This window comes from Lunatibacter salilacus (assembly GCF_009797935.1).
GTDB lineage: Bacteria > Bacteroidota > Bacteroidia > Cytophagales > Cyclobacteriaceae > Lunatibacter > Lunatibacter salilacus.
This window is the reverse complement of sequence record NZ_VOLC01000016.1, coordinates 125,822-149,585: the sequence shown is the minus strand read 5'-3', so window position 1 is coordinate 149,585 and position 23,764 is coordinate 125,822. Positions and strand designations below refer to the sequence as shown.

The following is a 23,764-nucleotide window of genomic DNA, read 5'->3' as shown; positions in this document are numbered from 1 at the left end:
TCATGAAAACTATAAATAAAGTTGTATACATTCTTGCGCTTTTGACATTCAGTCGATGTTCCGGGGATTTTATAGATATTGCTCCAATCTCTAACGCCAACGAACAGAACTTCTACAATACAGAACAGGATTTCCTAAATGCGATTTATGGGGCATATTCCACGTTGAAAATGAGCGGGACTTACAGCGACAATATTCAATTGATCGGAGACCTGAGGTCGGACAATACTGAAATGGGTACAACGGCAAGCGTGAGATTTCCCTTCTATGAACTTTCTGAATTTATGGATCAGGAAACAAGCCCTATAGTTGCAAATGTATGGAATCACCATTACATGGGTATCAGACGTGTCAATACTATATTGGACAGGATCGATGACAGTAACGCAAATGATCAGGTAAGGAGTACTATTGTGGCTGAGGCAAAGTTTTTAAGAGCGCTGTTCTATTTTAATTTGGTGAGAGTCTTTGGAGATGTTCCGTTGACAACTAGCCGCATATTAACGGTGGAGGATGCCTACGAATTTAGCAGAACTGCATCAAATGAAGTATATAACCAGATCATTGAAGACCTGATAGCTGCTGAAGAAGCATTGCCACTTCAAATAGGAAACCTGCATGGCCGGGCCACCAAAGGAGCCGCCGGTTCCCTGTTAGGCAAGGTATATCTAACCATCCATGAGTACGAAAAAGCCAAAATAGTATTGGGAAAAGTGATAGGCTCCGATCAATACGATATCTTGGATAACTTCTCTGATTTATGGAGAGCGGAAAACAAAAACAATATGGAATCCATATTTGATGTCCAATTTGAAAAGAATGTTACCGCATCCACCGGAGCTCCCTTTACCGAAAGGTATACGCCATATCTTTATCCACACCTGCCATTCAGAACTACTGGTGGGGGCTACAATATTCCCACAGAGGACTTAATAGAAGCCTTTGAACAAAATGATTTGAGGAAAGGAGCGTCCTTAAAGGAAAGTTACATCAATACCGATGGAAGTATCGTTTCAGGTTTGGAGGGTCGGTATAATATCAAATTTTATGATATGCCAATCCAGGGTGGCGGGTCTGGAAACAACTGGCCAATTTTGAGGTATGCGGATGTTTTATTGATGTATGCCGAAGCTTTAAATGAAATATCCTTTGATCCGAATGGCCCATCCTTTGATTTATTAAATAGGATTCGGAGACGAGCAGGCTTACCCGAAAAGACATTTAATCATTCCGACCCCTTTTATGCGGTCAATTCCCAGGAAGAATTCCGTCTTGCTATCGAGCAGGAGAGGCGGGTTGAACTGGCATTTGAAGGGCACAGATGGTTTGATCTGGTAAGAACGAACCGTGCCGTTGACGTTATAAATCCTAAAGTGTCTGCGGGAGTACAACCTCATCAGTTATTATTGCCCATTCCGCTGAGCCAGGTTCAGATCAATCCAGAAAATATATCTCAAAACCCAGGATACTAATATGAACGTTACTCCGTGGACATATAGACTGTTGGTGGTGTGTCTTTTTCTTACCGGAAAATTAGAAGGTCAATCATTAAATTTTAATGCGGTGGTACCGTCTTCAACACAGGCTGTATTTCAAGTGGATGTTCCCTACCCCACGGCGGATAAACCTCAATCAAAATTATGGTATATGGAAGGGGCGTGGTGGACAATTTTACCCACCTCAACTGGACCATCTTTATGGAAGAGAGGTAGAAAAGGATGGGAAGAGAAGAAAAATGTCAGAAAATCGTTGGCCACAATACCCGGTAGGGCGGACGTATGGGCTAATGAGGATGCCATAACAGCTGTTTCCGTTGATCCGAAGGAATTGGTGGTATTTAGATTAATCGAAAGAAGAATTTTTTTTCGGAAAACATGGGATGCAGAAATATTGGCCAGATTGCATCCACCCGTTGGAGAAGGGGAAATCGAAACCGCCACCATCGCACAAGATAAAGCAGGGAATTGGTGGGTGGCAGCGGATTTCGGGGATAAAGTATGTGTTTGGAACGCTGATCAAAACTGCCACATATGGAGTAGTCCAATTGTATTGGCAGACGGCATAAATGACGATGACATAAGTTTAATAGCAGTCATGCCGGAGGGAATAGGGGTCGTTTGGTCAGATCAAAATAGGCAATCAGTTAGGATGAGAATTCACCTTGATGGGGATTCAATTGAGGACTGGAGTGAAATAGTCACCATTGAAGAAGGAAATAGGACAGCGGATGATCATCTTAATTCTGCCTTGTCTGCGGATGGGACGCTTTGGCTGGTGTCCAAAAATGGTGTGGATCTCGAAGGAAAGTCGCAATTTGTATTGCGAGTTCGATCCCCGGGAGGGAATTGGACTAACTATCCTTACGCTAATATGAATCCGTCGAAATTACCTAGCCGCCCAATTATTGTCACATCGGAAGATCCTTCCAAAGTGGTGAGTGCCCATAGTGTCTATGACAGCAAAAACCCATACCTGGGGGAGATCGTTTTCGGATTAATAGATACAACTTCCACCGATATTCTAACAAAAGTAACATCCATAGTTTCGCCAGATACTACTGGTTGGGTTGGTGTCAATCGGGTCAATGATGTCACGGGACCGAAAAGACCCTTCAAGATGGGCGTCCCTTGGATTCTCCTATGCTCCGATAAGGATGGAAGAGTTTATGAATTGAATTTGACAATGAAGTTAGAGGACCGGTAAAACTTTTGGGGCTAGTGCTTTTTTTCGATCGAAGAAAAGATCATGTCGTTCATAATCGGCAGTGCCTAGGTTTTTATATTAGAATTTTTATACTTAATTAAATACCTTTTCATTTTGCTTCTTTACCAAGGTAGCTTTTGGACCCGCTCATCCGAAAGAGCATGCGGAAGACCATGTATAGTTTACGTAAAACAACGGAGTTGAATTTAAAAGACAAAAACAATTAGGCGAAATTAAACGTGGGCTTCCAGTCATTGGATTTCTTCAACAACCATAATTTCAATTGGTCTTCAACTTTCTAAGATCAGAATTTCTTAGAGACCAATAAACACCAAACTTATGCCAAAGCCGACTTCTGAACCGTTCTGGAACCAGGTAATCATCCGTTTTATAGTCCAGCCCCAGTTCGCATTTGGTCTTATCGTCTAAATAAAAGTCCAAAAAGGCAACTAAGCGGTTCTCTATGTCGGGCTTTTAAGCCAGGATTGAATACCCTATTTGTTTGAAGAAAAGGAACCAAATCCTCCTTATTTTCAAATATGAAATCGTGCATGCGATTCCATTTTATGATAATTAAAATCTAGCTTTAAAAGATCGTGAAAATATTAAATCTATCAGTTTTTTGTTAAATTGTGGAGATAAGCCTAATTCCCATAGATTTTATATTGTGACATCATTCAATTCGCAGCAGTTTATTGAAAGGGCCAATGTAAATTAAATTGATTAGGACAAGGAAACATTTACTTGGATTGATACTTATAGTTTCATTTGCCTGCAATCCGGAAATTATTAAAGAAGCTAACGGAACCGTTTGAATCAGTGGCTGTTTAGCATTTTGTTCCAACAAATTCATCTTGACCGTGGAGACACGTTAATAATTGCTACGGAAGATAACTATTTATAACAGCTAGGGATAGGGTTAATCTAAGATATAAAGAGAAAGGAGCAAACGAAACATGCACTTCATTTCATGACTGCAGGATTATCAAAATTAAAAAAATCGAATAAAGCGTTTTATTTAGGTTCAAAATATGACAAACATCATGAAATCAATTGATACTCATTGGTATATTTGAAGAATGAAATATCCAATTTTGATCCATCCAAACTGTTGATCAGGTGAACTATCTTAAATTTCTGGACAACCAATTTTTTAAAGAAGCTGGTGAAATGTCCCGTTTTACCGCCCGCTTTTTTAATGAAGCATCTAAACCGAAGCAGGAATACGGGGAATTTTTCAAGCAATGTTATGTGATCGGATACAAGACCCTTACCCTTGTCGGAGTAACTGCCTTTATCATGGGTCTGGTGCTGACCATTCAATCCAGACCTACCTTGTTGGAGTTTGGAGCGGAATCCCTATTGCCTTCAATGGTTTCTGTTTCTTTGATTAGAGAAATTGCCCCCGTCATCACTGCGCTAATCTGTGCGGGAAAAATCGGATCAGGATTAGGGGCAGAGTTGGGCTCGATGAAAGTGACCGAACAAATTGATGCTATGGAGGTCTCCGGAACGAATCCTTTCAAATATTTGGTAGTCACCCGGGTGTTGGCAACCACGTTGATGGTGCCGATTCTATCAAGCTTGGCCAATGCGATTTCTTTGTACGGAGGATTTTTGGGGGTAAACCTCAGAGGTGATGTTAGTTGGAATCTGTATTGGTTTCAAGTTTTCGGGATTTTGAACTTTGGAGATGTACTACCTTCATTGATTAAAACATTTTTCTTTGGATTTGCCATTGGCATTGTAGGATGCTACAAGGGATTCAGTTCCCAAAAAGGAACAGAGGGAGTTGGCAGATCGGCTACTACTGCGGTGATAGTAGCTTCATTGATGGTGTTTATAGTTGATCTCATTGCAGTTCAAATTACAGATTTATTGGGATTGACGTAGTAAAAAGATGGAACAAACAGTCAGAAACCCTGTAATTGAAGTTAAAAATGTCAATAAGTCATTTGGGGATAACCATGTACTCAAAGATTTCAACATGTCGGTTTATCCCGGTGAAAATCTAGTTATTCTAGGAAAATCCGGCTCGGGAAAATCAGTTCTGATCAAATGCATCATCAGTTTGATTCAAGCGGATGAAGGAGAAATCTTGTTGTTGGGCAGTTCCATCCAAGGCTTGGAGCAAGATGAACTTGATATGCTTAGGGCCCACGTGGGATTTCTTTTTCAGAGCAATGCGTTGTATGATTCGATGACAGTACGGCAAAATCTGGAGTTTCCACTTCGTATCCATTGGTCAAAAGAGGAACGTGCCCTGGGTGCGGAAGCTGCCGTGAAAGAAGCATTGGAAGACGTGGGCCTTTTACATACCATTGACATGATGCCATCAGAACTTTCCGGTGGTATGAAAAAGAGAGTTGCTTTGGCAAGATCACTGATTCTAAGACCAAAAGTCATCCTTTATGATGAGCCCACCACTGGCTTGGACCCAATAACTTCACGGGAAATCAGTGAGTTAATGGTGAGTGTGCAACAGAAGTATAATGCCACTTCTGTGATCATTTCTCATGATTTAAATTGTATAAAAATCACGTCAAACAGGGTCATCATGCTGATTGATGGGACATGTTACGCTGATGGAACATATGAAGAGCTTAGTCAATCGGCAGATCCAAAAATAAAAGAGTTTTTTAAATGATTATGAAAACGAAAAAAACAATAGAGAATGCCAAACTTGGAGGACTTGTCATCGCAGGAATACTGTTTCTGGTATTTACCCTGTATATGATCGGCAAAAATCAGAATATGTTTGGTTCCTCCATCACAATCACAGCAGTAGTCGAAAGTGTAAACGGACTCGTACCTGGAAATAATGTGCGTTTTAAAGGTTTAAATGTAGGCACTGTGAAGTCTGTTGATATGGCAAACGACTCTTCACTGCATGTTGTCATGTATATTCAAAAAAAGATGGTTCCGTTTATAAGGAAAAATTCCCTTACGTCTATTGGCACAGATGGTCTGATGGGCAACAAACTCATCCAAATCATACCTCAGGCAGGAGATGCCCAAACGGTCGAAGAAGGTGATATAATTTACTCGATAATGCCGGTAAGCACCGACGATATGCTGCAAAGGATTGGATCAAGTAGTGAATTTATAGAAAAAACCACCGAAAATCTTTATGAAATCACCACAAAACTAAAGAAAAGCGAGACCTTGTGGGGGCTGCTTTCAGACTCTCTTTTGACCGGGGATATCAAAGAAGCGGTAGTTGAGCTCAAACTGGCGGCCACCAACGCGGCTGACATGACCAAAAACGGCAGTAAATTTATGAATGAACTGACAGAAGGGAAGGGGTTGATTCAGAGAATGTTAACAGATGAGGAGCTTTCCCGTGAATTTTCGGCTTCTTTGGGGAGATTAAGAGAATCCAGCGACCAAGCTGCCGAAATTGTCAGTAAGGTAAATTCGGTAATTGATAGTTTGGAAGCAGGGGAGGGGACAATCGGGCTACTGCTTAAGGACCCTTCCTTCAGGGAGGCACTTTCAAACAGCATGCTAAACCTTGAAATGAGTACCGAGAGATTTAATGAGAATATGGAGGCCATGAGAAGCAACTTTCTGTTTAGGAGGTACTTTAAACGACAGGAAAAAGAGAGGAGTAGGGAGCTTGAGGAATAGCTAAAGGGTTTGCATTAACCCAAGAATACACCGGTTAAATTTTTAGTTTGAATGTTTTTCTCTAACGAACAATATCATTAAAGTTAAAAATAGACTTTTCCCTGTTTTTATCTTTTATACGAAAACCAATTATTCGTATAGTTGAAAAACAGACCTCATCTGTAAGGTTGTTACCTTTTAGCTGTCTCAATAATTTCGTTGACTACATCCTGATTTTCCAATCCCAAACCTTCTTTTTGATAGGTCATGACACCTTGGCGGTCAAATACGGAGATGATATTGGAGTGGGAAAAATCTATGGGGCTTATTTTCTTATATTTTACCGCCAGAATATTGGCGAAATCCCGGACACCATCTTCCGTACCCTGAAGAAACAGCCACTCAGGCCCATCCATCCCGTTTTCCTTGGCAAAGGCTTTTAGCCGCTCTGGGCTGTCCGCCACTGGGTCTATACTCACCAATACGTATTTTACCCCACCCGTTTTTTCGGTGCTGACGGCTGTTTCTATAGACCTCATATCAGCAACCAATCGGGGACAGGCTGTGCGGCAAGCTGTGTAAATCATAACTACGGCCAGGGTTTCTCCCTTCAGATCCTTGAATTCAATCTGTTTGCCATCTTGGGTATTCCATACAGACGGCAGTTGATAAATGGACATTTCATGCATGGTGTCATCTTCAATGACGATCTCTTTGGATATATTGTTCTCATTGCATGAGAAAATGAAGATCAGTAGAGGAATTGAAAGAAATAACTTCATAGTAGACTTGCTTTAAATAATTTTGATAGATTAAATGGGCCTGTATGCGTCTATTTTTTGGTTATTAAATCATAGTTTTCGGTATCCGCAACACATCTAAACCCAAGGTTGGTGAGTGAATAATTAGCCTTTAAGCTGGATCGTAATGCATACCGCATAAATGCGGCGTAGTTCATCAAGTCGCTGGCACCAACTGCGCCTGATGCACAAAATAATCCCCTGTCTGTATTGCCATTGTTCCTTGATTCCCCCGTTATGATGATGGAATTAAAATCGAGCGTCCATTCCCACACCAAACCATGCAGGTCTTTTACTCCCCAATAATTTTTTGGACTCTGGCCTACTGATGTAAGGTACGTTTTGGGTTTTTCATAGCTTCTCAGTATACCAACATTGTATAAGCTGTCCCGACGCGCATCAGCTTTATCTTCACTAGCCATAGCGGCGAACTCCCATTCATCCACAGTAGGCAAACGCTTTCCCCGACATTCACAATATGCTTTTGCGGCAAACCAGGAAACATTATTAACCGGTTTATCCTTTAAATACTCGGGGAAACTGGTTGTGCCAGTCCAGTTGTCAAGGTATCTCTCGTCAGCGAAGAGTTTTATGACATTTCCTTTTTGCCATTGGGGGAATTCTCTTACAAATTCAAGAAAATCTCCGTGCGAAACCGGTATTACATCCATATAAAAGGCACTTACACTTACTTGTCCCTCTTCGGCACTTCCGTAAAGAGGGGTATAGATCCCCTCATTTACGAGTACCATTTCCACATGCTGTGCGGACGTATAGGAGGCAAGCAGCGTGCATAACCAAAATGCTAGCAGTTTTCCCATTATCTCCGTCTCTTTTTAACCATTTCGGAAGTGATTTCCGAACCATTGTTGCCCCAACTATTGTACACATAGGTCAAAACACTGGCTACCTCATCATCGGTAAGTTGCTGGGAAGGCATGATACTGTTGTACTTTTTGCCATTGACCGTTATCTCTCCGGAAAGTCCGTGAATAAGGGCGTCGATAGCTCTGTCTTCATCCGCATTTAGGTAGTCGGCCTGAGCTAAAGGTGGGAAAGCATTGGCGATGCCTTCGCCATTTGCCTGGTGACAGGCAAAGCAAGCCTGCATATATAATTTTTTCCCGGCTTCTATTTTTTCAGATTTGTTTAAGTCCTTTGGTACCTCAATAGCGATCCCATCTTTAGGCATGTTTTGAATGATCGAGCCTTCCGGTTTATAAATGCCTTCCATTATCTCACCTGCAAAAATGGTGGGATTTTCGTCTCCTGTGACAGAAATAATCCCCAAAGCACCTTTATTAAATGCCCTGAAAATGGAGTGATCTACCAAAACCAAATTGGAAGGTACTTCTACTTTAAATTCCAATATTGCGGCTCCTCCGGCGGGAATAAGCGTGGTGCCCACATTGTAATTGATCTGATCCCCTCCATCTACATACACCCTGTCAAATATTTCACCAATTACGTGGAAGGATGAAGCCAGATTTGGGCCGCCATTTCCAAAGAAAAGTCGTACTGTTTCTCCCGCAGTGGCTGTAAGGGCATTGTCACCGGTAAGCGAATTGACTTTGCCGTTGAACACTACGTAGTCTGGGTTTTCGTCAATTGCTTTTTGCATGTCAAAGGGCTGATATCCGGGCTGGCCAAATTTTCCCTCGGTATAAAAATCCCCCTGCATGACATAGAATTCCTTGTCAACCGGAGGAAGTCCCCCTTCCGGTTCAACCAAAATCAATCCATACATCCCATTCGCAACGTGCATGCCTACCGGAGCTGTGGCGCAGTGATATACATACAGCCCAGGGTTGATGAGTTTGAAGGAAAATGTCTTCTCATGACCCGGTGCTACAAATGATGCCTCTGCACCGCCACCCTGTCCCGTGACTGCATGTAGGTCAATATTGTGGGGGAGTTTGTTGTCGGGATGGTTTTTGATTTTGAATTCTACCAAATCTCCTACTCGCGTTCGGATAAAAGATCCGGGAACTGTTCCTCCAAAAGTCCAATACATGTAAGTAACCCCGTCGGCCATTTCAGCTTCCTCTTCGATAATCTCCATTTCCATGTACAGCTTCATGGCCGGCCTGTTGCCGATGGGAGCGGGTACAAAGGGTGGGTCAGTTAACTCAGCAATCATCTCGCCGAATACCTTGATCTTACTGGCATCCTTGATGAATTTCCCATTTGTACTTGCCTTATTTTCCTGACAACTGTAGTTCGTTAGAGTTATTAATAAAAAGAGTAAAGGATAAAAAACTCCTTTAAATTGATAAAACTTTTCCTTTTTCATGGTCTGTTTTTCTAAGTTTTTAATTTGAGTTTATTTAACAATCAGATGTTATCTGTTTTTTAGCGAAAAATCAAAATTGATATGGCACAAAATAAAAGTAAAAACCTGAGGAATTTCATGACTTTTATCAGGAATTTGTAGATATTTTATCATACAATTCGCACTTGTAATGTATTAATAATTTTGATTTGCTGTTGAAAATATTTTTTTTAGTCTATTGGTGTTGGTTTTTACCAATGATTCTTATATTAGCGTCATAAAAGATTAACAGGTATTTTAATATTCCTTTTACGATTATTTTAAACCCAAATTCATATGCTATCAAAATCACAAGCAAGGGCATTTTTCTTTGGAGGTACAGCAGTCACATTTCTGATATTTATCGGATTGACTATCTATTCTTTAGCTCCAAGCAATGACCAAACCAACCACCATAACATCACCGAGCAGGTGATAAAAGGCAAGCACCTCTGGGAAGCCAACAACTGTATGGGTTGCCATACCATAATGGGAGAAGGTGCCTATTATGCCCCGGAACTTACCAAAGTAATTGACCGAAAAGGAGCGCCACTTGTCAAAGCTATTCTGCAATCTCCGGTACCTTGGGCACCCAACGGACGTAAGATGGTAGCTTACGAAATGACCGATGAGGAAGCTGATGCCATGGTTGAGTATTTTAAATGGATAGGCCAATTAGATCTCAATGGTTTTGAACGCATCGTTTCCCCTTTAGCTAAAGACAAATAAACCACCAATACTATGAAATATAAATCCCAACAGGTAGCCTACTGGTTTTTCGCCTTGTGTATGCTGCTCTTCGCATTGCAGATTGTCTACGGTTTTATTATGGGTTTTGCCCGTATCGGAATGGACGGACTCCATGACTGGATTCCTTTTAATACCGCACGGGCTGTTCATACCAATCTGTTGGTAATATGGTTGCTGACAGGGTTTATGGGTGCTGCTTATTATATCATTCCTGAGGAAGCGCAGCGGGAGTTGGTGAGTGTCAAGCTAGCTTATGTACAATTGATTTCATTGGCCCTTGTAGGTGTCGCTGCCATTACCGGATACCATTTCAATATCTGGGAAGGGCGGAAATTCCTGGAAATCCCCAGGGAATTGGACTATCTGGTCGTTGTCAATGTCCTACTCTTTTTGGGAATTATTCTGGCAACCTTATTTAAAGGAAAACGGCAGACAACGACGGCCTTGGTCATGGTTATGGGATTGGTGTTTGCGGCGTTGCTCTATCTACCTGGTATGATTTGGTTTGATTCCCAAGTAACGGATTCCTTTTTCCGTTGGTGGGTTGTCCATCTTTGGGTAGAAGGTGTATGGGAACTAATTATGGGCGGTATCCTCGCATTTCTTCTGATCAAACTGACGGGAGTGGACCGGGAGGTGATCGAAAAATGGCTTTATGTCATTGTTGGACTTACCTTTCTTTCAGGAATTCTCGGGACCGGCCACCACTATTACTATATTGGTGTCAATAAAATATGGCTGATAGTTGGGGGTGTTTTTTCAGCCCTGGAACCACTTGCATTTCTTGCCATGGCTTTGTTTGCTGTCTACATGTATAGAAAAGGTGAAAAAAACCACCCAAACAAACTAGCACTTTTTTGGACAATCGGCGCGGCAATTGTGTCCTTTGTAGGAGCGGGATTACTTGGCTTTGCGCATACATTGCCTCAGACCAACCTGTATACACATGGAACCTTAGTCACAGCCATGCACGGGCATTATGCTTTCTGGGGAGCCTACGCTATGATCGTTCTCGCCATTATCAGCTATGCCATGCCCAATATGACCGGAAGAAAACGCTATGACAAGCTAAACGGACACCTCGCCTTTTGGCTTTCCAATATTGGTATGTTGGGAATGGTGGTAGCTCTGGGAGTTGCGGGAGTGGTGCAGGTTTACCTTGAGAGAAGACTAGGTATGGATTTTATGGTGGCACAGGAAGAAGTGAAGATCCACTTTGTAGTGATGCTGATTAACGCCACTGTTTTCGCTACTGGTATCACACTATATATATACGAATTCATCAAATTTGGTCGGCCTACAGATGAGGCTCTTGAGATGAAAGAGGAAGAAGAACATATATTAGTGAAATAATGGATTCACCCCACGCTGTTGGGCCAACATTATGAAGGCCCTTTCAGTAGAATATTAAAACCGGGGGGACGGCAGTAAATTTTAATTAAGACCCAGTTCATCTCAATGAAGACTTGGATTCCAAAAATATTCATCAATCAATAAATATGATTCTTACAGCTCCCTATTACCACGAAACACAAAAAGAATCCGAGGTCTTTTCCCATGCCTTTCAAAACAATTTACCCCTCTTACTCAAAGGCCCCACAGGGACTGGTAAATCGAGGTTTGTGGAGTATATGGCGCATGTGCTTGAAAAAAAGCTGATTACAATTAGCTGTCATGAAGAAACCTCCTCAACGGATCTAATTGGTAGGTTCATCATCAAGGGCGCGGAAACGGTCTGGCTGGATGGCCCCTTGACGACTGCGGTAAGAGAAGGTGCCTTTCTTTACTTGGATGAAGTTGCCGAAGCGAGACCGGATGTTATCGTGGCTATACACTCCCTGACAGACCACAGGAGGGAGCTTTTTATTGACAAATTGGGTGAAACGGTCAAAGCCCACGAGGATTTTATGCTTATCGCTTCATTCAATCCCGGTTATCAACGGGGATTTAAAGAGCTCAAGCCTTCCACAAGGCAGCGATTCATTGCGCTCTCTTTTGCCTATCCGGAAGCCAAAATCGAGACGGAGATTGTGATAAATGAATCTGGAGTAGATGGGGATATTGCCAAAAAGCTGGTAGCCATTGGGCGTAAAATCAGAAACCTGACAGAACTGGGCCTTACGGAAACTGTTTCCACTAGGCTGTTGGTAGACGCCGCTAAATTGATCCATAGCGGGTTGCCCAAAAGACTCTCTGTCAATGTTGCGGTGGTGGAACCACTTACCGATGACCCGCAGACTGTTCAGTCATTAAAGGATTTGGTAGGGTTGATGATATAAATTGAAATATGAACTATGGGACTTGATTTAGATGAGTGGATATATGGCAGCGTAGTCAAATACTTCAGAAGAAGCCGAAAGTCCAGTGAGGAGAAAATGGACCATAAGGTGGATTTGGAAAAGATCAAGCCACGGTTGACGCTCTTAGCACGTGCTATTACTGGGAAGGCGATCGAAATCTTCCCTGCCGAAAGGGAAGGAGGATTTAAAAATAACAACTTTTTTCTACCAATATCCTTTTCCGAATTCCCGTCTTGGGAAGAAAACCTTTCTTTTTACTTTTTCCGCATGCTTTATCTAAGTGCACAACAGGATTTGGGGGCCAATTGGCTAAAGGAGACCTCCGATCTCACTCTTTCCCGACAGATGGCCATGCAATGCGCACCTGCGGTTTTGGATAGGCTAAAGGAGGATTTTATGATAGCGTTCCAGCTGCATAATCGGTTGAGGACATATTTTGAAGAAAAGAAAAAGCCTAACGAGCCGGCGGATTTTTCTTGGCTTTACGGGAAGTGGATGTATGGGGGAGATGTCCCCAATGGTGAAGAATTACGTGATTTCGACGAAAAAACAAAAAAGGGAAAGGATCCTTCACCGACAACAACTGTGAATGCCAAAGCCGTAGAGGAAGTGAAAAACCTTACCATTGACAAAAAGCAACAGGCAGACTATGTGATGACCCACAATTTTGAAAAGGTGGAGACGGCCGAGGAGGCTAACGGAGTGTGGAGGGATTTTGATGGAAAAGATGATTTGGCAGACCACCAGGATGCATTGGAGGAATTGAGCATGAAGTTTACCGTTAGGGTGGATGATACGGCGCATTCCGTCTATCAGGCTGAATTTGTGGAAAACACCACTATTTCAGAAAGCGCTGAATCTGACGAAAAGGGTCTGTTCCTTGAATATGATGAGTGGGATTTTAAAAAAAGGAGATACAAACCTAATTTTTGCAAGGTATATCCGAGGTTGCAGGTAAATGCAGATATTTCCTATTATCAGAAAACCATATCTGAAAATGGGTCAACACTGATGGGACTTCGGAAGATGCTGACCTCAGTCAATAACAAAATGATGCAGCAAAGAAGACAGAATCAAGGAGATGAGTTTGACATTGATGCACTTACTGACCTCTATACCGATGTTTACGCCCGGAAGACACCATCTGAAAATATTTATATTTCAAACCGCAAAAAGGAAAAGGACCTTTCTATTTTGCTTTTGTTGGATATCAGTTTGTCGAGCGACGGATATGCGGCAAATAACAGGGTCATTGATGTGGAAAAAGATGTTTCTATTCTTTTCGGTGAAATATTGGACGAGTTTAATATTGATTTCTCCATAGACAGTTTTTATTCCAAAACCAGAAATTATTCCACTTACCTCACATTAAAGGATTTTGATGAATCCTGGCAAAATGGGAAGCATAAAATTGGTGCGGTAGAACCTCAAGGCTATACCCGGATAGGAGCGGCGCTGCGTCATGCCGGTTCCAGATTGGATAAAAGGGACACTAAAAATAAATGGGTTATTCTAATATCTGACGGTAAGCCAAATGATTACGATAAATATGAGGGGAATTATGGCATTCAGGATGTTAGGCAAGCACTTAGAGAACTGAATGAAAGGCATATCAATTCCTATGCATTGGCAATAGAGGCCCAGGCAAAGTACTATCTCCCACAGATGTTTAATCATTACCAAATCCTGACCACACCTGTGGAGTTGTTACATTCGTTGGTTAGCCTATACGAAAAGATTAAACATCAATAAATTAACAGAATATGGAATTGATACAGGAAAGGCCGGATAACAAAAATATTTTTTACCCGCCAGGTGGGTTAATGATTTGGATTATTATTCTCCTTGAGTTAGTTACATTTGGGTTAGGTTTAATAGGTTTTGCGTACTATGGAAGAATGGAGCCTGCTCTTTTCCACGAATCCCGCTTGCAGCTGAATATTGGCTTAGGTACGGTCAATACGGTTGTACTATTGGTTAGCGGATATATGATGGCAAGTGCAGTTGGTTGTTACAGAGGAGGAGGAAAGAAAAGAGCAATTCACTTTTTGAAATGGACACTGCTTGGGGGTGGGATATTTATCTGTATCAAATCCTTCGAATACTACGAAAAATTCACTTCTTCAATTGATATGGAAGACAATATGTTTTTCACTTTTTATTGGCTACTCACAGGATTCCATTTGGTACATGTCTTAGTAGGAATGGTGATTTTGGGATGGATGCTGTATAAGATGAGACCTGTTGATACTGATATTTCGGTAGACGACCTAGAATCCGGAGCGGCCTTTTGGCATATGTGTGATTTGATTTGGTTATTGTTATTCCCTACACTTTACTTGATATTCTAAGGATGAAAAACCAATTGCTATTGACTCTTACTGGTTTGATTGGGTTAACCTTGTTGACTGGCTTAGTTCTTATTTTTGAATGGAGTATGTTTGGGCTATTGGCTGTGTTTTTTATGACAGTAGCGGGAGTGAAGTTTTATTTGGTAGCTTTTGAGTTTATGGAATTGGCCAAGGCAAACCGATTCTGGAAGGTTACATTGATGGCTATCTGCTTTCTGATTTTAACAGTAGTCAGTTTGTTGGCAATTTGATAATGAAAAATATTCAGTTTACTTTTCAGTAAGATTTTTCAAAGGCATTAGTCCCCATACAGATTTCAACTGGAATTGAGAGCTTGGTTTGAGATCATTAGCCTGTAAAATTGGAAAGAATGGACGTAGCCAAAATTATCAGTTTTATAAAAGATTCTTCCCTGAAAACAACTATAGTCTTCTAAAATGGGTTTATTAATATTGGTGACAAAATAAAAAACTATTAATTAATTGTTCATTGGTTATGTTGGAATCAGCATACCGATCGCCTATTCAGTAGACACCGTGGTACGTCCGAACGGTTTGTAAATTTGTAATCACAATAAAATTATGAGAATATCTAAACAAAATTATCGGATCTTTGTATCAATTGTTACCGATAGAAAGATAAAGAAGTCTTTATTTTGGGGAATATTAAAAAATCAATAAGCATATATGTTTTCTAAAGCCTGTCAATACGGAATAAAATCAGTGATTTATATTTGGAAACAAAGCCAGATAGGCCTAAAGGTGGGGGCAAAGGAGACTGCTGCTTACGTTGATGCACCGGAGCCTTTTACGGCCAAGATCCTTCAGGAACTTGTCAGGAAGAAAATCATTGGGTCGCAGAAAGGGCCCACAGGAGGTTTTTATGTGGGAAAGGAACATGAGGCCTTTTCCCTAAAAGATTTAGTTGTGGCTATCGATGGTGACGGGATTTTTTCCGGATGTGGTCTTGGGTTAAAAGCATGTTCGGAACTTAATCCTTGTCCCCTTCACCATGAGATCAAAAAAATAAGGAGTGAAATGGTAGAGATGCTGACCAAGAAAAGCCTCAAACAACTTGCTGAGGAAGTTGAAAGCGGCGAGACAGTTCTTCGCAGATTGGTTTAATATTAGTTTGTCACACCACAAGTTGTTTTATGTCTAAAATGACCACGAAGGACACAGAGAAGGCACAAAGAGCACAGAGCTTTTTTAAAAACTTCTCCGTGTCCCCTATGTAACCTCCGTGTCCTTTGTGGTTCTATTTAAAAATTAACTTTGGAGGAAGCATTCTTAAGAGGCATGGGAAATCTAATTTGCTCACACCACAAGTTGTTTAACGTCCTCTTCCTTTAGATTTTTATACTTAAAAACCGCAAACACAGAAATTGTCAACAAGACGGCTACCACCCAATATACCCATATGGGAACGGGTACGGGATCTCCCGCTGCATAGGAATGCAAACCTGACAAGTAATAGTTCACTCCGAAAGAGGTCATGATAATGGATGAGAATGCCCAAAGACTTGCCAAGTTAAAAACCAGACCATTTTTGAATTTGGGAATCAACCTAAGATGTAGGACAAAGGCGTAGACAATCACCGATATCAAAGCCCATGTTTCCTTGGGATCCCAAGCCCAATACCGTCCCCAACTTTCATTGGCCCATACACCTCCTAGAAAAGTGCCAACAGCCAACAAAAACAGGCCAATGGTAATTGACATTTCATTGACCATCTGCAATTCCCGGATACTGTTCCACCATTGTTTTCCGGGATTATGGGGTTTGAATATAGTCAGCATCAAACTTAGCAAGGCGATGATTGCAGCAAGTGCCAATGGGGCATAACTGCTTACAATAATTGCCACATGTATTTTGAGCCAGTAGGAATTAAGGACAGGCATCAGATTGGTGATTTCAGGATTGAGCCAATCCAAAAAACCAACGAACAGGAGTGTCCCCGAGAAAAGCAAACCCAAGGGCAGGGTGAATTTTGACTTATTGGAAAACAACAGCCCAAACAATAAAACCCCCCAGGCTACAAAGACCAACATTTCAAACCCATCACTCCATGGGGGATGCTTGGCAATATACCAGCGCAAACAAAGGTGGAACGTGAAGGCCAAGAAGCCGAACCATGCCATCACCTTACCGGCGAACCAGATTTTTTTCCAAATACCTTCCTGATTGAAAAGCATCAAAATCCCCAAAAACAAAAGTGCGCTTCCCAAAAACCAAAAAACACCAAATAGCCTAGTTCCTAAATTCAATTGATTATAAAGTAGTTCGGCTTTGATTTCATTGGGGGTAGGATAGACCTCCGCCCCGATTTTTTCTTGGTACATTGCAATATAGGCCAAGGTCTCTTCGGCATCATCCCAGGTACCTGCTGTCAGGCCTTTGTTGAGTGCTTGGAGATAAAGAGGAGTGATGTTTTTTACAAAAACTGCATCCTCTTCATCAAAACCCTGCAAATACTGCTGTCCGGTATACCAAGTATTGTTTCCGTCCAGTTTGTTCGGAAAGAGCCGTAGAAAATCGCCTGTAAGCAAGCCATAAAAAATATTGAATCTTTCATCCGTTTTGAGAAGCTCTTTATGTCCTTCATTTCTTTCTGACGGTTTGAGCTGATTGGCTTTCTCCACCAATTCCTGTATCCTATAGTTTCCTTCTTCATCCAAAAAGCTACTGAAACTGATCCTGTCCGCTGCTTCTATGCCCAATGCTTGGAAAACCTCAACCGACTTGGCCCTGTCGATTTTAATGATGGGTAGCTCACTAAACACCGATGGATCCATTTGGACTGCCAAGAGGAACTGTTCAGGGCTTAACCTAATCTCGCCATCTCCGGAGGGTAATGCCATGTAAGTTTTCCCTGTTAGTTTTCGGGTTATTTCATTGGCCAATGTATTCAAAGGCTTCATCCTTCCATCCAAATCCTGCACGATCAGTTTACCGTATGCTCTGGATTGTTCCAGAGGAACTATATCGGATTCTAAATTAGGAGGGACATCCTGGGCGGAAATAGTGGCTGAAATCCCCAAGAATAATATAAGGGATGCGACTACTTTTTTGATTTTACCAAGCTTGGTGTTAAGGATGCTGAACCTGCTTCCCTTTGCAAAAAGCGTCAAAAACATTCCAACAGTCAAAAGAAGATATCCAAGATATGTAATATAGGTGCCTGGCCTATCCTGATTTACGGAGAGTATCGTTCCCCTTTCATCCGTGTCATAGGAGGATTGGTAAAATCTAAATCCCTTGTAATCCAATACATTGTTCATAAAAATCCGGTATGGGAATTCGTCCCCTTTGTCCATCACCATTACCTCACTGGCATAGCTGGCAGGGCTTTGGCTACCTGGGTATCTTTCCAGTTCAAATGCATTCAGATATAGTCCAAAAGGCAAGGTAACAGACTTTGGCCCAAAAGTAACGGTGTAATTTTCACCTTGATGGGAAAAGGAAGTCCAACTTGGGTTGAAACTGACAAGCTTCACATACGCCTCGCTGAGAATTTGCCCGGAATTATCCAGGACTTTATACTTGACGACATCCAGCAGGTTTTTGGCCAGTTCGGGGTCTTCCTCCGGGACAAAGCTTAGCTTGGCATCCTCATAGATTCCTTTCACCATAAATGCACCACCATCCCATTGGTAAAGCGTGCGCAATTGGAGGGGCTGGGACTCCCCGGCATGTTGGTTTCCCATACTCTGGGTGGACATTTCCATCAGCTGCAAATGCTGGTCGGTTGCTATTATCCAAGTTCCATTTTCCTTAAAAATCCGTATGGGGTGATTGGAATCATTAGCGGTGCTGAGGGTGATTTCCCCCATTTGTATATACTTCCCCTCGTCCACCAGATAATCTTCTCTGCCAGCCCCCATGGCTACAGCCACATCAACAAAGGTTTCCGTTCCCTCCAAATACTCTTCTTTAGCCCCTTGGATAAATTCCTCAAATACCACCTCGAAATTGGCGGCACCTAATTTGGCAGTAATCGTTTTTGGCTTAAAATCCTTTGGAAGTAACAAGAGTGGTTTCTCGAATGAATAATTGCTTGTTTCACCATGTTTTTTGATCTGCAGGTATTGTGCCGTTGTATGAAAGGTGTTTTCCTCATTGCCCTGCCGGATATGCATTACGCCTTCTTCACTGAAATAGCGTGTTACTCCGGCACCAAAGATAATGATCACAAAAGCAATATGGAAAAGTCCTATTGGCCAACGGTTTTTATGAAATAGGCGGTATTGGTTGACGTGTGCCAAAAAGTTGATTGCCATCCAGATCATGATCACCTCAAACCACCAGGCTTCATAGACCATTCCCCGGGCTACGGGAGTTCCGTGGTCATTTTCTATAAACGTAGCCGCAGCCATGGATGCAGCAAATGCAATAAATAAAAGCAGTGTGACTTTGGTGGACAGCAGCAAGCGGATTATATTCATGTGATTAGAGCAAAATTCCGATAAATCTATTTATCATAGTAGGCCTAAAAATCAACATCAGATACGCCCAGTTTTGTGTTCCTTTTGGATTGGGGTTGTTTTGAATATATGCGAATGTATCGGTATTGAAAAATTGACTGTATCCACTTTGTATTGAAAACGCATCATTAACAATATACCCCAATGAAAAATCCAACTCGGTTCCTAAATATCCATCCAACTGTTCCTGATTTGCCGGTTGCTCTAGCCTGAAAATGCTATTTTGGGCAAAGAACGCATGCACGTCACCTTGCAAGAAGAATTTTTTGCTAAAGGCATACCTGGATCGGAGAAAGTAATCCTCTAAGCCCACGTTGTTTTCATGGACTCCCCCTACATAAAACAAATCCATAAACCCGTTAAACAAGTGGTTTGTGCCGTAAAGTGGGCTGTAGGAATTGTTTTTTTCAGATTCATTGTTTGCAGTACCGCTGATATGTTCTGTGCCGACGGAAAGCGTCCAGACTTTACCTTGTTCGGAATTAATTGGAAACATATGGTTATAGGCTAGGCTAAAGTTGTATGCATTCAGGGTTCTTCCTGCGACATCCTTTCCAAACTGATGGTAGTAAAACCCAGCTAATTGGGAATTTCCGGAATTGTATTTTAAGGTGGGTACCCCCAATGTCGACCTGTATCTAATTCCTTTTTCCAAAAGGGCTCCACTGTTATCAAAGTTTTGCCATTCACGCCCGTCATTCCAGAATAAAGCCGAAAACTGTACCTTTCCCCACTTGTTTTCATATCGGGCCATTTGGGCAATTTTATATTGGTTGGGGATAAGAAAGGGCTGATCGACGAGTGCCTGTGTAGCCTGATTGTATGCTCCACCAAAGTGGAATTTCATGTTTTCCTTCTCATGCATCACCAAAGCAAAATCATGCGCCCGACCTTGCAGGGCCCAATCCAAGTTTCCCAAAAATCTGAAATTGTCGTAATTGAGTTCCTGCCTGCCCAGCTTAAGCTTCCAGGTATCTGAGAGTTTCGCCATGGCCCAAGCCTCATGAACAGAAAGGAAATTATCTGAGGCCTTTACCTGAGGTGTACTTCCCCAAACCCTTATGTCCTGGATGCTCATATAAAATGTAAAGTCATCCATTTCATATGCCGCTTGAAGCCTTGCACGATGGCCAATAAATGAGAACGGTTTTTCATCCTCAGAAATAAGGCTACCGAATCCATTTCTGAACTCTGATCGCTGAACAATCTGTCCATCTACTTTGAATTGCGCATACAAAGTCTGGCAGGATAGGATATACAGCATACCCCAACCCAAAATGAAAAACTTTTTCATAGTCTGTCTAGTGGTTATTTACTGCTGATTACTTTGACTTCCTTTTTTGCTTCCCGAGCTTTCCCCTCCTTGAGCCATTGAGGTACTACTTGCTCCAGAAAGTTGGCTTTGTCCGCATTCTCTGTCTCCATATCAAGCCCGATATAAGTTTGTAGGGCATCCTTGTCGTCGAAGTCAGGCATTTCAACAGGCTCGTTATGCCCTTTTGAAGCCAGCAGTCTTGCAAGTTGGATTCTAGTTTCCTGTATGGTTGACATGGCAGAGGTGATGATCCGACTGGATTCCAGGGGTGCGTGAAATGCCCCACCATGAGAAGCCACGACAAAATCCCAACGCCATTGGGCATGACGGATTCCTGTCAATATTTCCTTCATCTGTTCTTCCGAAGCTCCAAGTTCCCACGCTTTTCCTGCTTCAATATGAGCCTTGGCAAGTTGTTTTTGTATGGCGGAAGAGCCTTCTTTGACCTTTCGTTGGCGCTCATATACGTCCGTCATCAGGTCAGCCTGCTTTTCCCTATGACAGACAAAGCATGAATTTTCCACATTACTGAGCGGAGACCCAATATGGTGGTCCGTAAATTTCTGACCGCCTTCGTTTTTGTAAGGCATATGGCAATCCGCACAGGAAACGCCTCTTTTGGCGTGAACCCCCATTTCAAATAATTCATAATCCGGATGCTGGGCTTTGATCATCTTTGCCTTGCTGATAGGATGTATCCAGTCAGCAAAATCTATGTTGTCATAGTAATTTTCCATCGCTTCCACCGTCATGCCATCTTTCCAGGGGAAGGTAAGGTATTGGGCGTTTTCCTTTCCCGGCTTCGTCTTGTCAAAATAGTATTCCACATGGCATTGGGCACAAACCAGTGAGCGCATTTCCTGATGGGAGGCCTGATTAATATCTTTGCCCATCGCCTCAAAAGCCTCGATAAGTGCGGGCCTTGTTATGGTTAGATTCATTGTTTGAGGGTTATGGCAATCCGCACATCCAATAGGATTGATTACCTCCGAACCCAAACTTGACAATTTGGTGCTGTAATACTCTGTAACCCCCATTTCACTCATCAGCCTGGGTACATCTGGACTTTTACATGTCCAGCAAGTACTTGGCATCACCCCGTCCCCCGGTTCCATCGGCGAGCCAATGCGGACCGAATTTAGCACATCCGTGATGGCGTAGGCATGTCCTCTGGGTTGATTATAGCCTTTACTGAAGGCATATCCCGCCCATAGAACAATCAGTTCGGGCTGATCATCCAGCACATCCATAAATCCACTGGTATTGTACATGCTCTTGAATGTGGTATCCTGCGTTTTCATGTACGATTGATATTGGCGGGGATAATTCAATCCCCATACAGAATCCCTGGGTTCTATCCCCTCAATCTGTACTTTTGGCTGATAGGCAAACCTAGCCTCGGTTTTTCTATCCATAATTGAATAAGCCAACATGGCCAGCAAAAAAACGACTATGGCCGTTAACGCGAAAAGAATCCAATTTTTCATGAGTGTTACATTTTGATGGTTAGGCTGTTATTGCTTAGATTTTTGCATGCTTTCTTTAAGCCATTGGGGTATGATTTCCAAGTCGGGGGGGGCATGGGCACGTATGGGTTCGATTTGATGGCCTACAGATGCAAGGCTTCTTATTTTTCCGTGGGGAACTTCCCGGTGGCATTCCCAGCAGATTCTGTCGGTACGGTGCGGAATATGGTTGTTTACTACACCAACTAACTTAGCGTCTGTTACCTGATCTTCGTGGCAGCGGATACAGTTGTTTTGGATTACTTCAATGGAAGGCTGCCGTGCCTTGATCACCTGTGGTTCTGCCCGGAGGGTAAAAACCGAAGCATGGTATAGGCCATCTTTGGCTTTGAAATAATATTGGTTGAAGACATTGTCATGGGGAACATGGCAGTCATTACAATGGGCAACTTCTCTGTGGGAGCTGTGTGTCCACGTAATGTACTGTGGGGTCATTAGATGACAATTGACGCAAGCCTGTGGGTCATCGGAGAGGTAGGAGGCCGCATTGCTAAGCCGAAATAGGTAGAGGCCCAACCCAAAAATAGCAGCAACCAATATAGTGGCATAGGGGCGCCATTTTCTCGGGGGCACAAGGCTGTACTGAAAAAGCTTTCTTTTGAATTGTTGACGTTTCCCCATTGGCTAGATCTTTAACAAGACAAAATTGTCCAATATTTTTTGACAAACATATGACAAAAGTCATGAAATCGAGCATGACTTACCCCTCACACAGTGGGATGATTATCATAGCGAGATTCCATATGACCGCTGAAAAGACAATTATAAACATATGAAAGTGTTAATTTATCAACTTATTGTCAAAATAGAAAATGTTATTGGAAATGATTCTTTGTATGATGAAACAATAATTTAAATTAGAATTATTACAAAAAGTGATTTTAATTAAGATAGCTAGAAAAGCATAGGGGAACGTTGACATACGTACTATGCGGTTAATTACGATATCAGACGGCGAATTTGTGAGTGTCTGCTTTTAAATGGAATAAACCAAAATTATGGTTAGTCATCATAGTGATGACCATACGTACCAAGTATGGTAACGATAATTCTTTCACCGTCAATTATATAAACCAACCAATGCTTTCTGTCTAGCCTTCGGGACCATGTTCCCAATTCAGAATATTTGAGCTTTTCAGGTTTACCCGTCCCTGTCTCCGGATGTTCTTTAAGCTCTTGGATAAGAACGTAGAGCTTTTTCATAAGGCTCTTATTACCTGTTTTCTTGAGTTTTTCGATGTCTTCCAATGCCTCAGAGGTATACTCGATTTCGAAACTCATAGCTCCAACAGCTCTTTTAACTGATCATCAGACAGCTTGACTGTTTTCCCTTCTTTATAAGACTGAATACTATTATTCAACCGCTCTTGAATTGCCGGATCATCAAAAAACCGGTCATTCTTGATATTTTTGGTTAGTTCATAAGCTTTATCCTTCCCTCTTTGAATAATCACCCGCTCATCTTTATCCACTAAGTCTAGGTATTTTTTCTGGTTTTGGCGAAATTCTCTGGAACTGATTATAATCATAATTGTTTGTTGTGTACACAAAGAGATACACAAATTTACCAAAAATGTTCATGTAAACTAAGTTTTCTAAATTCAATAAAAAGTAT

The 23,764-nt window shown here is 41.9% G+C and carries 21 protein-coding genes; 12 read left to right on the top strand and 9 right to left on the bottom strand.

Annotated elements, in window-relative coordinates; all coding sequences use genetic code 11:
* Positions 1–2: 2 nt before the first annotated feature.
* The 5 genes from FQ608_RS20090 to FQ608_RS20070 all read left to right on the top strand — a co-directional run bounded on the left by FQ608_RS20090 (position 3) and on the right by FQ608_RS20070 (position 6,333).
* Positions 3–1,472, top strand: a complete 1,470-nt coding sequence (locus tag FQ608_RS20090) for a RagB/SusD family nutrient uptake outer membrane protein (protein WP_158860281.1) — start codon at positions 3–5, stop codon at positions 1,470–1,472.
* A gap of 1 nt (position 1,473) precedes the next feature.
* Positions 1,474–2,703: a hypothetical protein gene (locus FQ608_RS20085; protein WP_158860280.1), complete on the top strand. Its 1,230-nt coding sequence runs from the start codon at positions 1,474–1,476 to the stop codon at positions 2,701–2,703.
* Positions 2,704–3,873: 1,170 nt separating this feature from the next.
* The gene (locus FQ608_RS20080; protein ID WP_158860296.1) at positions 3,874–4,596 is read left to right on the top strand and encodes an MlaE family ABC transporter permease; all 723 of its coding nucleotides are present in this window, start codon (positions 3,874–3,876) and stop codon (positions 4,594–4,596) included.
* A gap of 7 nt (positions 4,597–4,603) precedes the next feature.
* Positions 4,604–5,350, top strand: coding sequence for an ABC transporter ATP-binding protein (locus FQ608_RS20075; protein ID WP_158860279.1), 747 nt, complete (start codon positions 4,604–4,606; stop codon positions 5,348–5,350).
* A 2-nt stretch (positions 5,351–5,352) separates the two neighbouring features.
* The gene (locus FQ608_RS20070; protein ID WP_158860278.1) at positions 5,353–6,333 is read left to right on the top strand and encodes an MlaD family protein; all 981 of its coding nucleotides are present in this window, start codon (positions 5,353–5,355) and stop codon (positions 6,331–6,333) included.
* A gap of 170 nt (positions 6,334–6,503) precedes the next feature.
* Here the strand turns inward: FQ608_RS20070 and FQ608_RS20065 are convergent, their stop codons facing one another.
* From FQ608_RS20065 to nirK, 3 genes are read right to left on the bottom strand one after another with little or no spacing between them, the layout of a single operon-like run.
* Positions 6,504–7,094 carry an SCO family protein gene (locus FQ608_RS20065; RefSeq protein WP_158860277.1) on the bottom strand — a complete coding sequence of 197 codons (591 nt, stop codon included), beginning with the start codon at positions 7,092–7,094 and terminating at the stop codon, positions 6,504–6,506.
* A gap of 50 nt (positions 7,095–7,144) precedes the next feature.
* Positions 7,145–7,933, bottom strand: a complete 789-nt coding sequence (locus FQ608_RS20060; protein ID WP_158860276.1) for a formylglycine-generating enzyme family protein — start codon at positions 7,931–7,933, stop codon at positions 7,145–7,147.
* Positions 7,933–9,405, bottom strand: coding sequence for a copper-containing nitrite reductase (gene nirK, locus FQ608_RS20055; protein WP_158860275.1), 1,473 nt, complete (start codon positions 9,403–9,405; stop codon positions 7,933–7,935). Before nirK ends, FQ608_RS20060 begins: the two co-directional genes overlap by 1 nt.
* Positions 9,406–9,720: 315 nt before the next feature.
* Here nirK and FQ608_RS20050 point away from each other — a divergent pair, with 315 nt between their 5' ends.
* From FQ608_RS20050 to FQ608_RS20020, 7 genes are all read left to right on the top strand, one after another.
* Entirely contained in the window at positions 9,721–10,152 is a 432-nt protein-coding gene (locus FQ608_RS20050; RefSeq protein ID WP_158860274.1) for a c-type cytochrome, read from the top strand.
* 12 nt (positions 10,153–10,164) lie between these two features.
* The gene (locus FQ608_RS20045; RefSeq protein ID WP_158860273.1) at positions 10,165–11,526 is read left to right on the top strand and encodes a cbb3-type cytochrome c oxidase subunit I; all 1,362 of its coding nucleotides are present in this window, start codon (positions 10,165–10,167) and stop codon (positions 11,524–11,526) included.
* Positions 11,527–11,672: 146 nt separating this feature from the next.
* Positions 11,673–12,452 carry a CbbQ/NirQ/NorQ/GpvN family protein gene (locus FQ608_RS20040; protein WP_158860272.1) on the top strand — a complete coding sequence of 260 codons (780 nt, stop codon included), beginning with the start codon at positions 11,673–11,675 and terminating at the stop codon, positions 12,450–12,452.
* A gap of 15 nt (positions 12,453–12,467) precedes the next feature.
* A complete protein-coding gene (locus FQ608_RS20035; protein WP_158860271.1) occupies positions 12,468–14,225 on the top strand; it encodes a nitric oxide reductase activation protein NorD in 1,758 nt (585 codons plus the stop codon).
* An 11-nt stretch (positions 14,226–14,236) separates the two neighbouring features.
* Positions 14,237–14,824, top strand: coding sequence for a cytochrome c oxidase subunit 3 (locus FQ608_RS20030; RefSeq protein ID WP_158860270.1), 588 nt, complete (start codon positions 14,237–14,239; stop codon positions 14,822–14,824).
* Between the two features lie 2 nt (positions 14,825–14,826).
* Complete coding sequence (locus tag FQ608_RS20025; RefSeq protein ID WP_158860269.1) at positions 14,827–15,075, top strand: hypothetical protein; 249 nt, start codon at positions 14,827–14,829, stop codon at positions 15,073–15,075.
* A gap of 435 nt (positions 15,076–15,510) precedes the next feature.
* Positions 15,511–15,948 carry an RrF2 family transcriptional regulator gene (locus tag FQ608_RS20020; RefSeq protein ID WP_158860268.1) on the top strand — a complete coding sequence of 146 codons (438 nt, stop codon included), beginning with the start codon at positions 15,511–15,513 and terminating at the stop codon, positions 15,946–15,948.
* Between the two features lie 192 nt (positions 15,949–16,140).
* Here FQ608_RS20020 and ccsA read toward each other — a convergent pair whose 3' ends face one another.
* The 6 genes from ccsA to FQ608_RS19990 form a co-directional block, all read right to left on the bottom strand.
* Positions 16,141–19,269: a cytochrome c biogenesis protein gene (gene ccsA, locus FQ608_RS20015; RefSeq protein ID WP_158860267.1), complete on the bottom strand. Its 3,129-nt coding sequence runs from the start codon at positions 19,267–19,269 to the stop codon at positions 16,141–16,143.
* Positions 19,270–19,273: 4 nt separating this feature from the next.
* Positions 19,274–20,602: a hypothetical protein gene (locus FQ608_RS20010; protein WP_158860266.1), complete on the bottom strand. Its 1,329-nt coding sequence runs from the start codon at positions 20,600–20,602 to the stop codon at positions 19,274–19,276.
* 14 nt (positions 20,603–20,616) lie between these two features.
* Complete coding sequence (gene nrfA / locus FQ608_RS20005; RefSeq protein ID WP_158860265.1) at positions 20,617–22,110, bottom strand: ammonia-forming cytochrome c nitrite reductase; 1,494 nt, start codon at positions 22,108–22,110, stop codon at positions 20,617–20,619.
* 27 nt (positions 22,111–22,137) lie between these two features.
* A complete protein-coding gene (nrfH, locus tag FQ608_RS20000) occupies positions 22,138–22,770 on the bottom strand; it encodes a cytochrome c nitrite reductase small subunit (protein ID WP_158860264.1) in 633 nt (210 codons plus the stop codon).
* A 381-nt stretch (positions 22,771–23,151) separates the two neighbouring features.
* Positions 23,152–23,430 (bottom strand): Txe/YoeB family addiction module toxin, encoded by a 279-nt coding sequence (locus FQ608_RS19995; RefSeq protein ID WP_158860263.1) that lies wholly within the window; start codon positions 23,428–23,430, stop codon positions 23,152–23,154.
* Positions 23,427–23,678 carry a type II toxin-antitoxin system Phd/YefM family antitoxin gene (locus FQ608_RS19990; RefSeq protein WP_158860262.1) on the bottom strand — a complete coding sequence of 84 codons (252 nt, stop codon included), beginning with the start codon at positions 23,676–23,678 and terminating at the stop codon, positions 23,427–23,429. The genes FQ608_RS19995 and FQ608_RS19990 overlap by 4 nt, the downstream gene beginning before the upstream one ends.
* Positions 23,679–23,764 lie beyond the last annotated feature (86 nt).

What these genes read in the sequence shown, in the direction of transcription:
- FQ608_RS20075 (WP_158860279.1), top strand. Translation starts at nt 4,604, where the DNA reads ATGGAACAAACAGTCAGAAACCCTGTAATTGAAGTTAAAAATGTCAAT.
- FQ608_RS19995 (WP_158860263.1), bottom strand. Translation starts at nt 23,430, where the DNA reads ATGAGTTTCGAAATCGAGTATACCTCTGAGGCATTGGAAGACATCGAA.
- FQ608_RS20025 (WP_158860269.1), top strand. Translation starts at nt 14,827, where the DNA reads ATGAAAAACCAATTGCTATTGACTCTTACTGGTTTGATTGGGTTAACC.
- nrfH (WP_158860264.1), bottom strand. Translation starts at nt 22,770, where the DNA reads ATGGGGAAACGTCAACAATTCAAAAGAAAGCTTTTTCAGTACAGCCTT.
- ccsA (WP_158860267.1), bottom strand. Translation starts at nt 19,269, where the DNA reads ATGAATATAATCCGCTTGCTGCTGTCCACCAAAGTCACACTGCTTTTA.
- FQ608_RS20070 (WP_158860278.1), top strand. Translation starts at nt 5,353, where the DNA reads ATGAAAACGAAAAAAACAATAGAGAATGCCAAACTTGGAGGACTTGTC.
- FQ608_RS19990 (WP_158860262.1), bottom strand. Translation starts at nt 23,678, where the DNA reads ATGATTATAATCAGTTCCAGAGAATTTCGCCAAAACCAGAAAAAATAC.
- FQ608_RS20050 (WP_158860274.1), top strand. Translation starts at nt 9,721, where the DNA reads ATGCTATCAAAATCACAAGCAAGGGCATTTTTCTTTGGAGGTACAGCA.
- FQ608_RS20045 (WP_158860273.1), top strand. Translation starts at nt 10,165, where the DNA reads ATGAAATATAAATCCCAACAGGTAGCCTACTGGTTTTTCGCCTTGTGT.
- FQ608_RS20035 (WP_158860271.1), top strand. Translation starts at nt 12,468, where the DNA reads ATGGGACTTGATTTAGATGAGTGGATATATGGCAGCGTAGTCAAATAC.
- FQ608_RS20040 (WP_158860272.1), top strand. Translation starts at nt 11,673, where the DNA reads ATGATTCTTACAGCTCCCTATTACCACGAAACACAAAAAGAATCCGAG.
- FQ608_RS20010 (WP_158860266.1), bottom strand. Translation starts at nt 20,602, where the DNA reads ATGAAAAAGTTTTTCATTTTGGGTTGGGGTATGCTGTATATCCTATCC.
- FQ608_RS20085 (WP_158860280.1), top strand. Translation starts at nt 1,474, where the DNA reads ATGAACGTTACTCCGTGGACATATAGACTGTTGGTGGTGTGTCTTTTT.
- FQ608_RS20020 (WP_158860268.1), top strand. Translation starts at nt 15,511, where the DNA reads ATGTTTTCTAAAGCCTGTCAATACGGAATAAAATCAGTGATTTATATT.
- FQ608_RS20065 (WP_158860277.1), bottom strand. Translation starts at nt 7,094, where the DNA reads ATGAAGTTATTTCTTTCAATTCCTCTACTGATCTTCATTTTCTCATGC.
- nirK (WP_158860275.1), bottom strand. Translation starts at nt 9,405, where the DNA reads ATGAAAAAGGAAAAGTTTTATCAATTTAAAGGAGTTTTTTATCCTTTA.
- FQ608_RS20030 (WP_158860270.1), top strand. Translation starts at nt 14,237, where the DNA reads ATGGAATTGATACAGGAAAGGCCGGATAACAAAAATATTTTTTACCCG.
- FQ608_RS20090 (WP_158860281.1), top strand. Translation starts at nt 3, where the DNA reads ATGAAAACTATAAATAAAGTTGTATACATTCTTGCGCTTTTGACATTC.
- nrfA (WP_158860265.1), bottom strand. Translation starts at nt 22,110, where the DNA reads ATGAAAAATTGGATTCTTTTCGCGTTAACGGCCATAGTCGTTTTTTTG.
- FQ608_RS20060 (WP_158860276.1), bottom strand. Translation starts at nt 7,933, where the DNA reads ATGGGAAAACTGCTAGCATTTTGGTTATGCACGCTGCTTGCCTCCTAT.
- FQ608_RS20080 (WP_158860296.1), top strand. Translation starts at nt 3,874, where the DNA reads ATGTCCCGTTTTACCGCCCGCTTTTTTAATGAAGCATCTAAACCGAAG.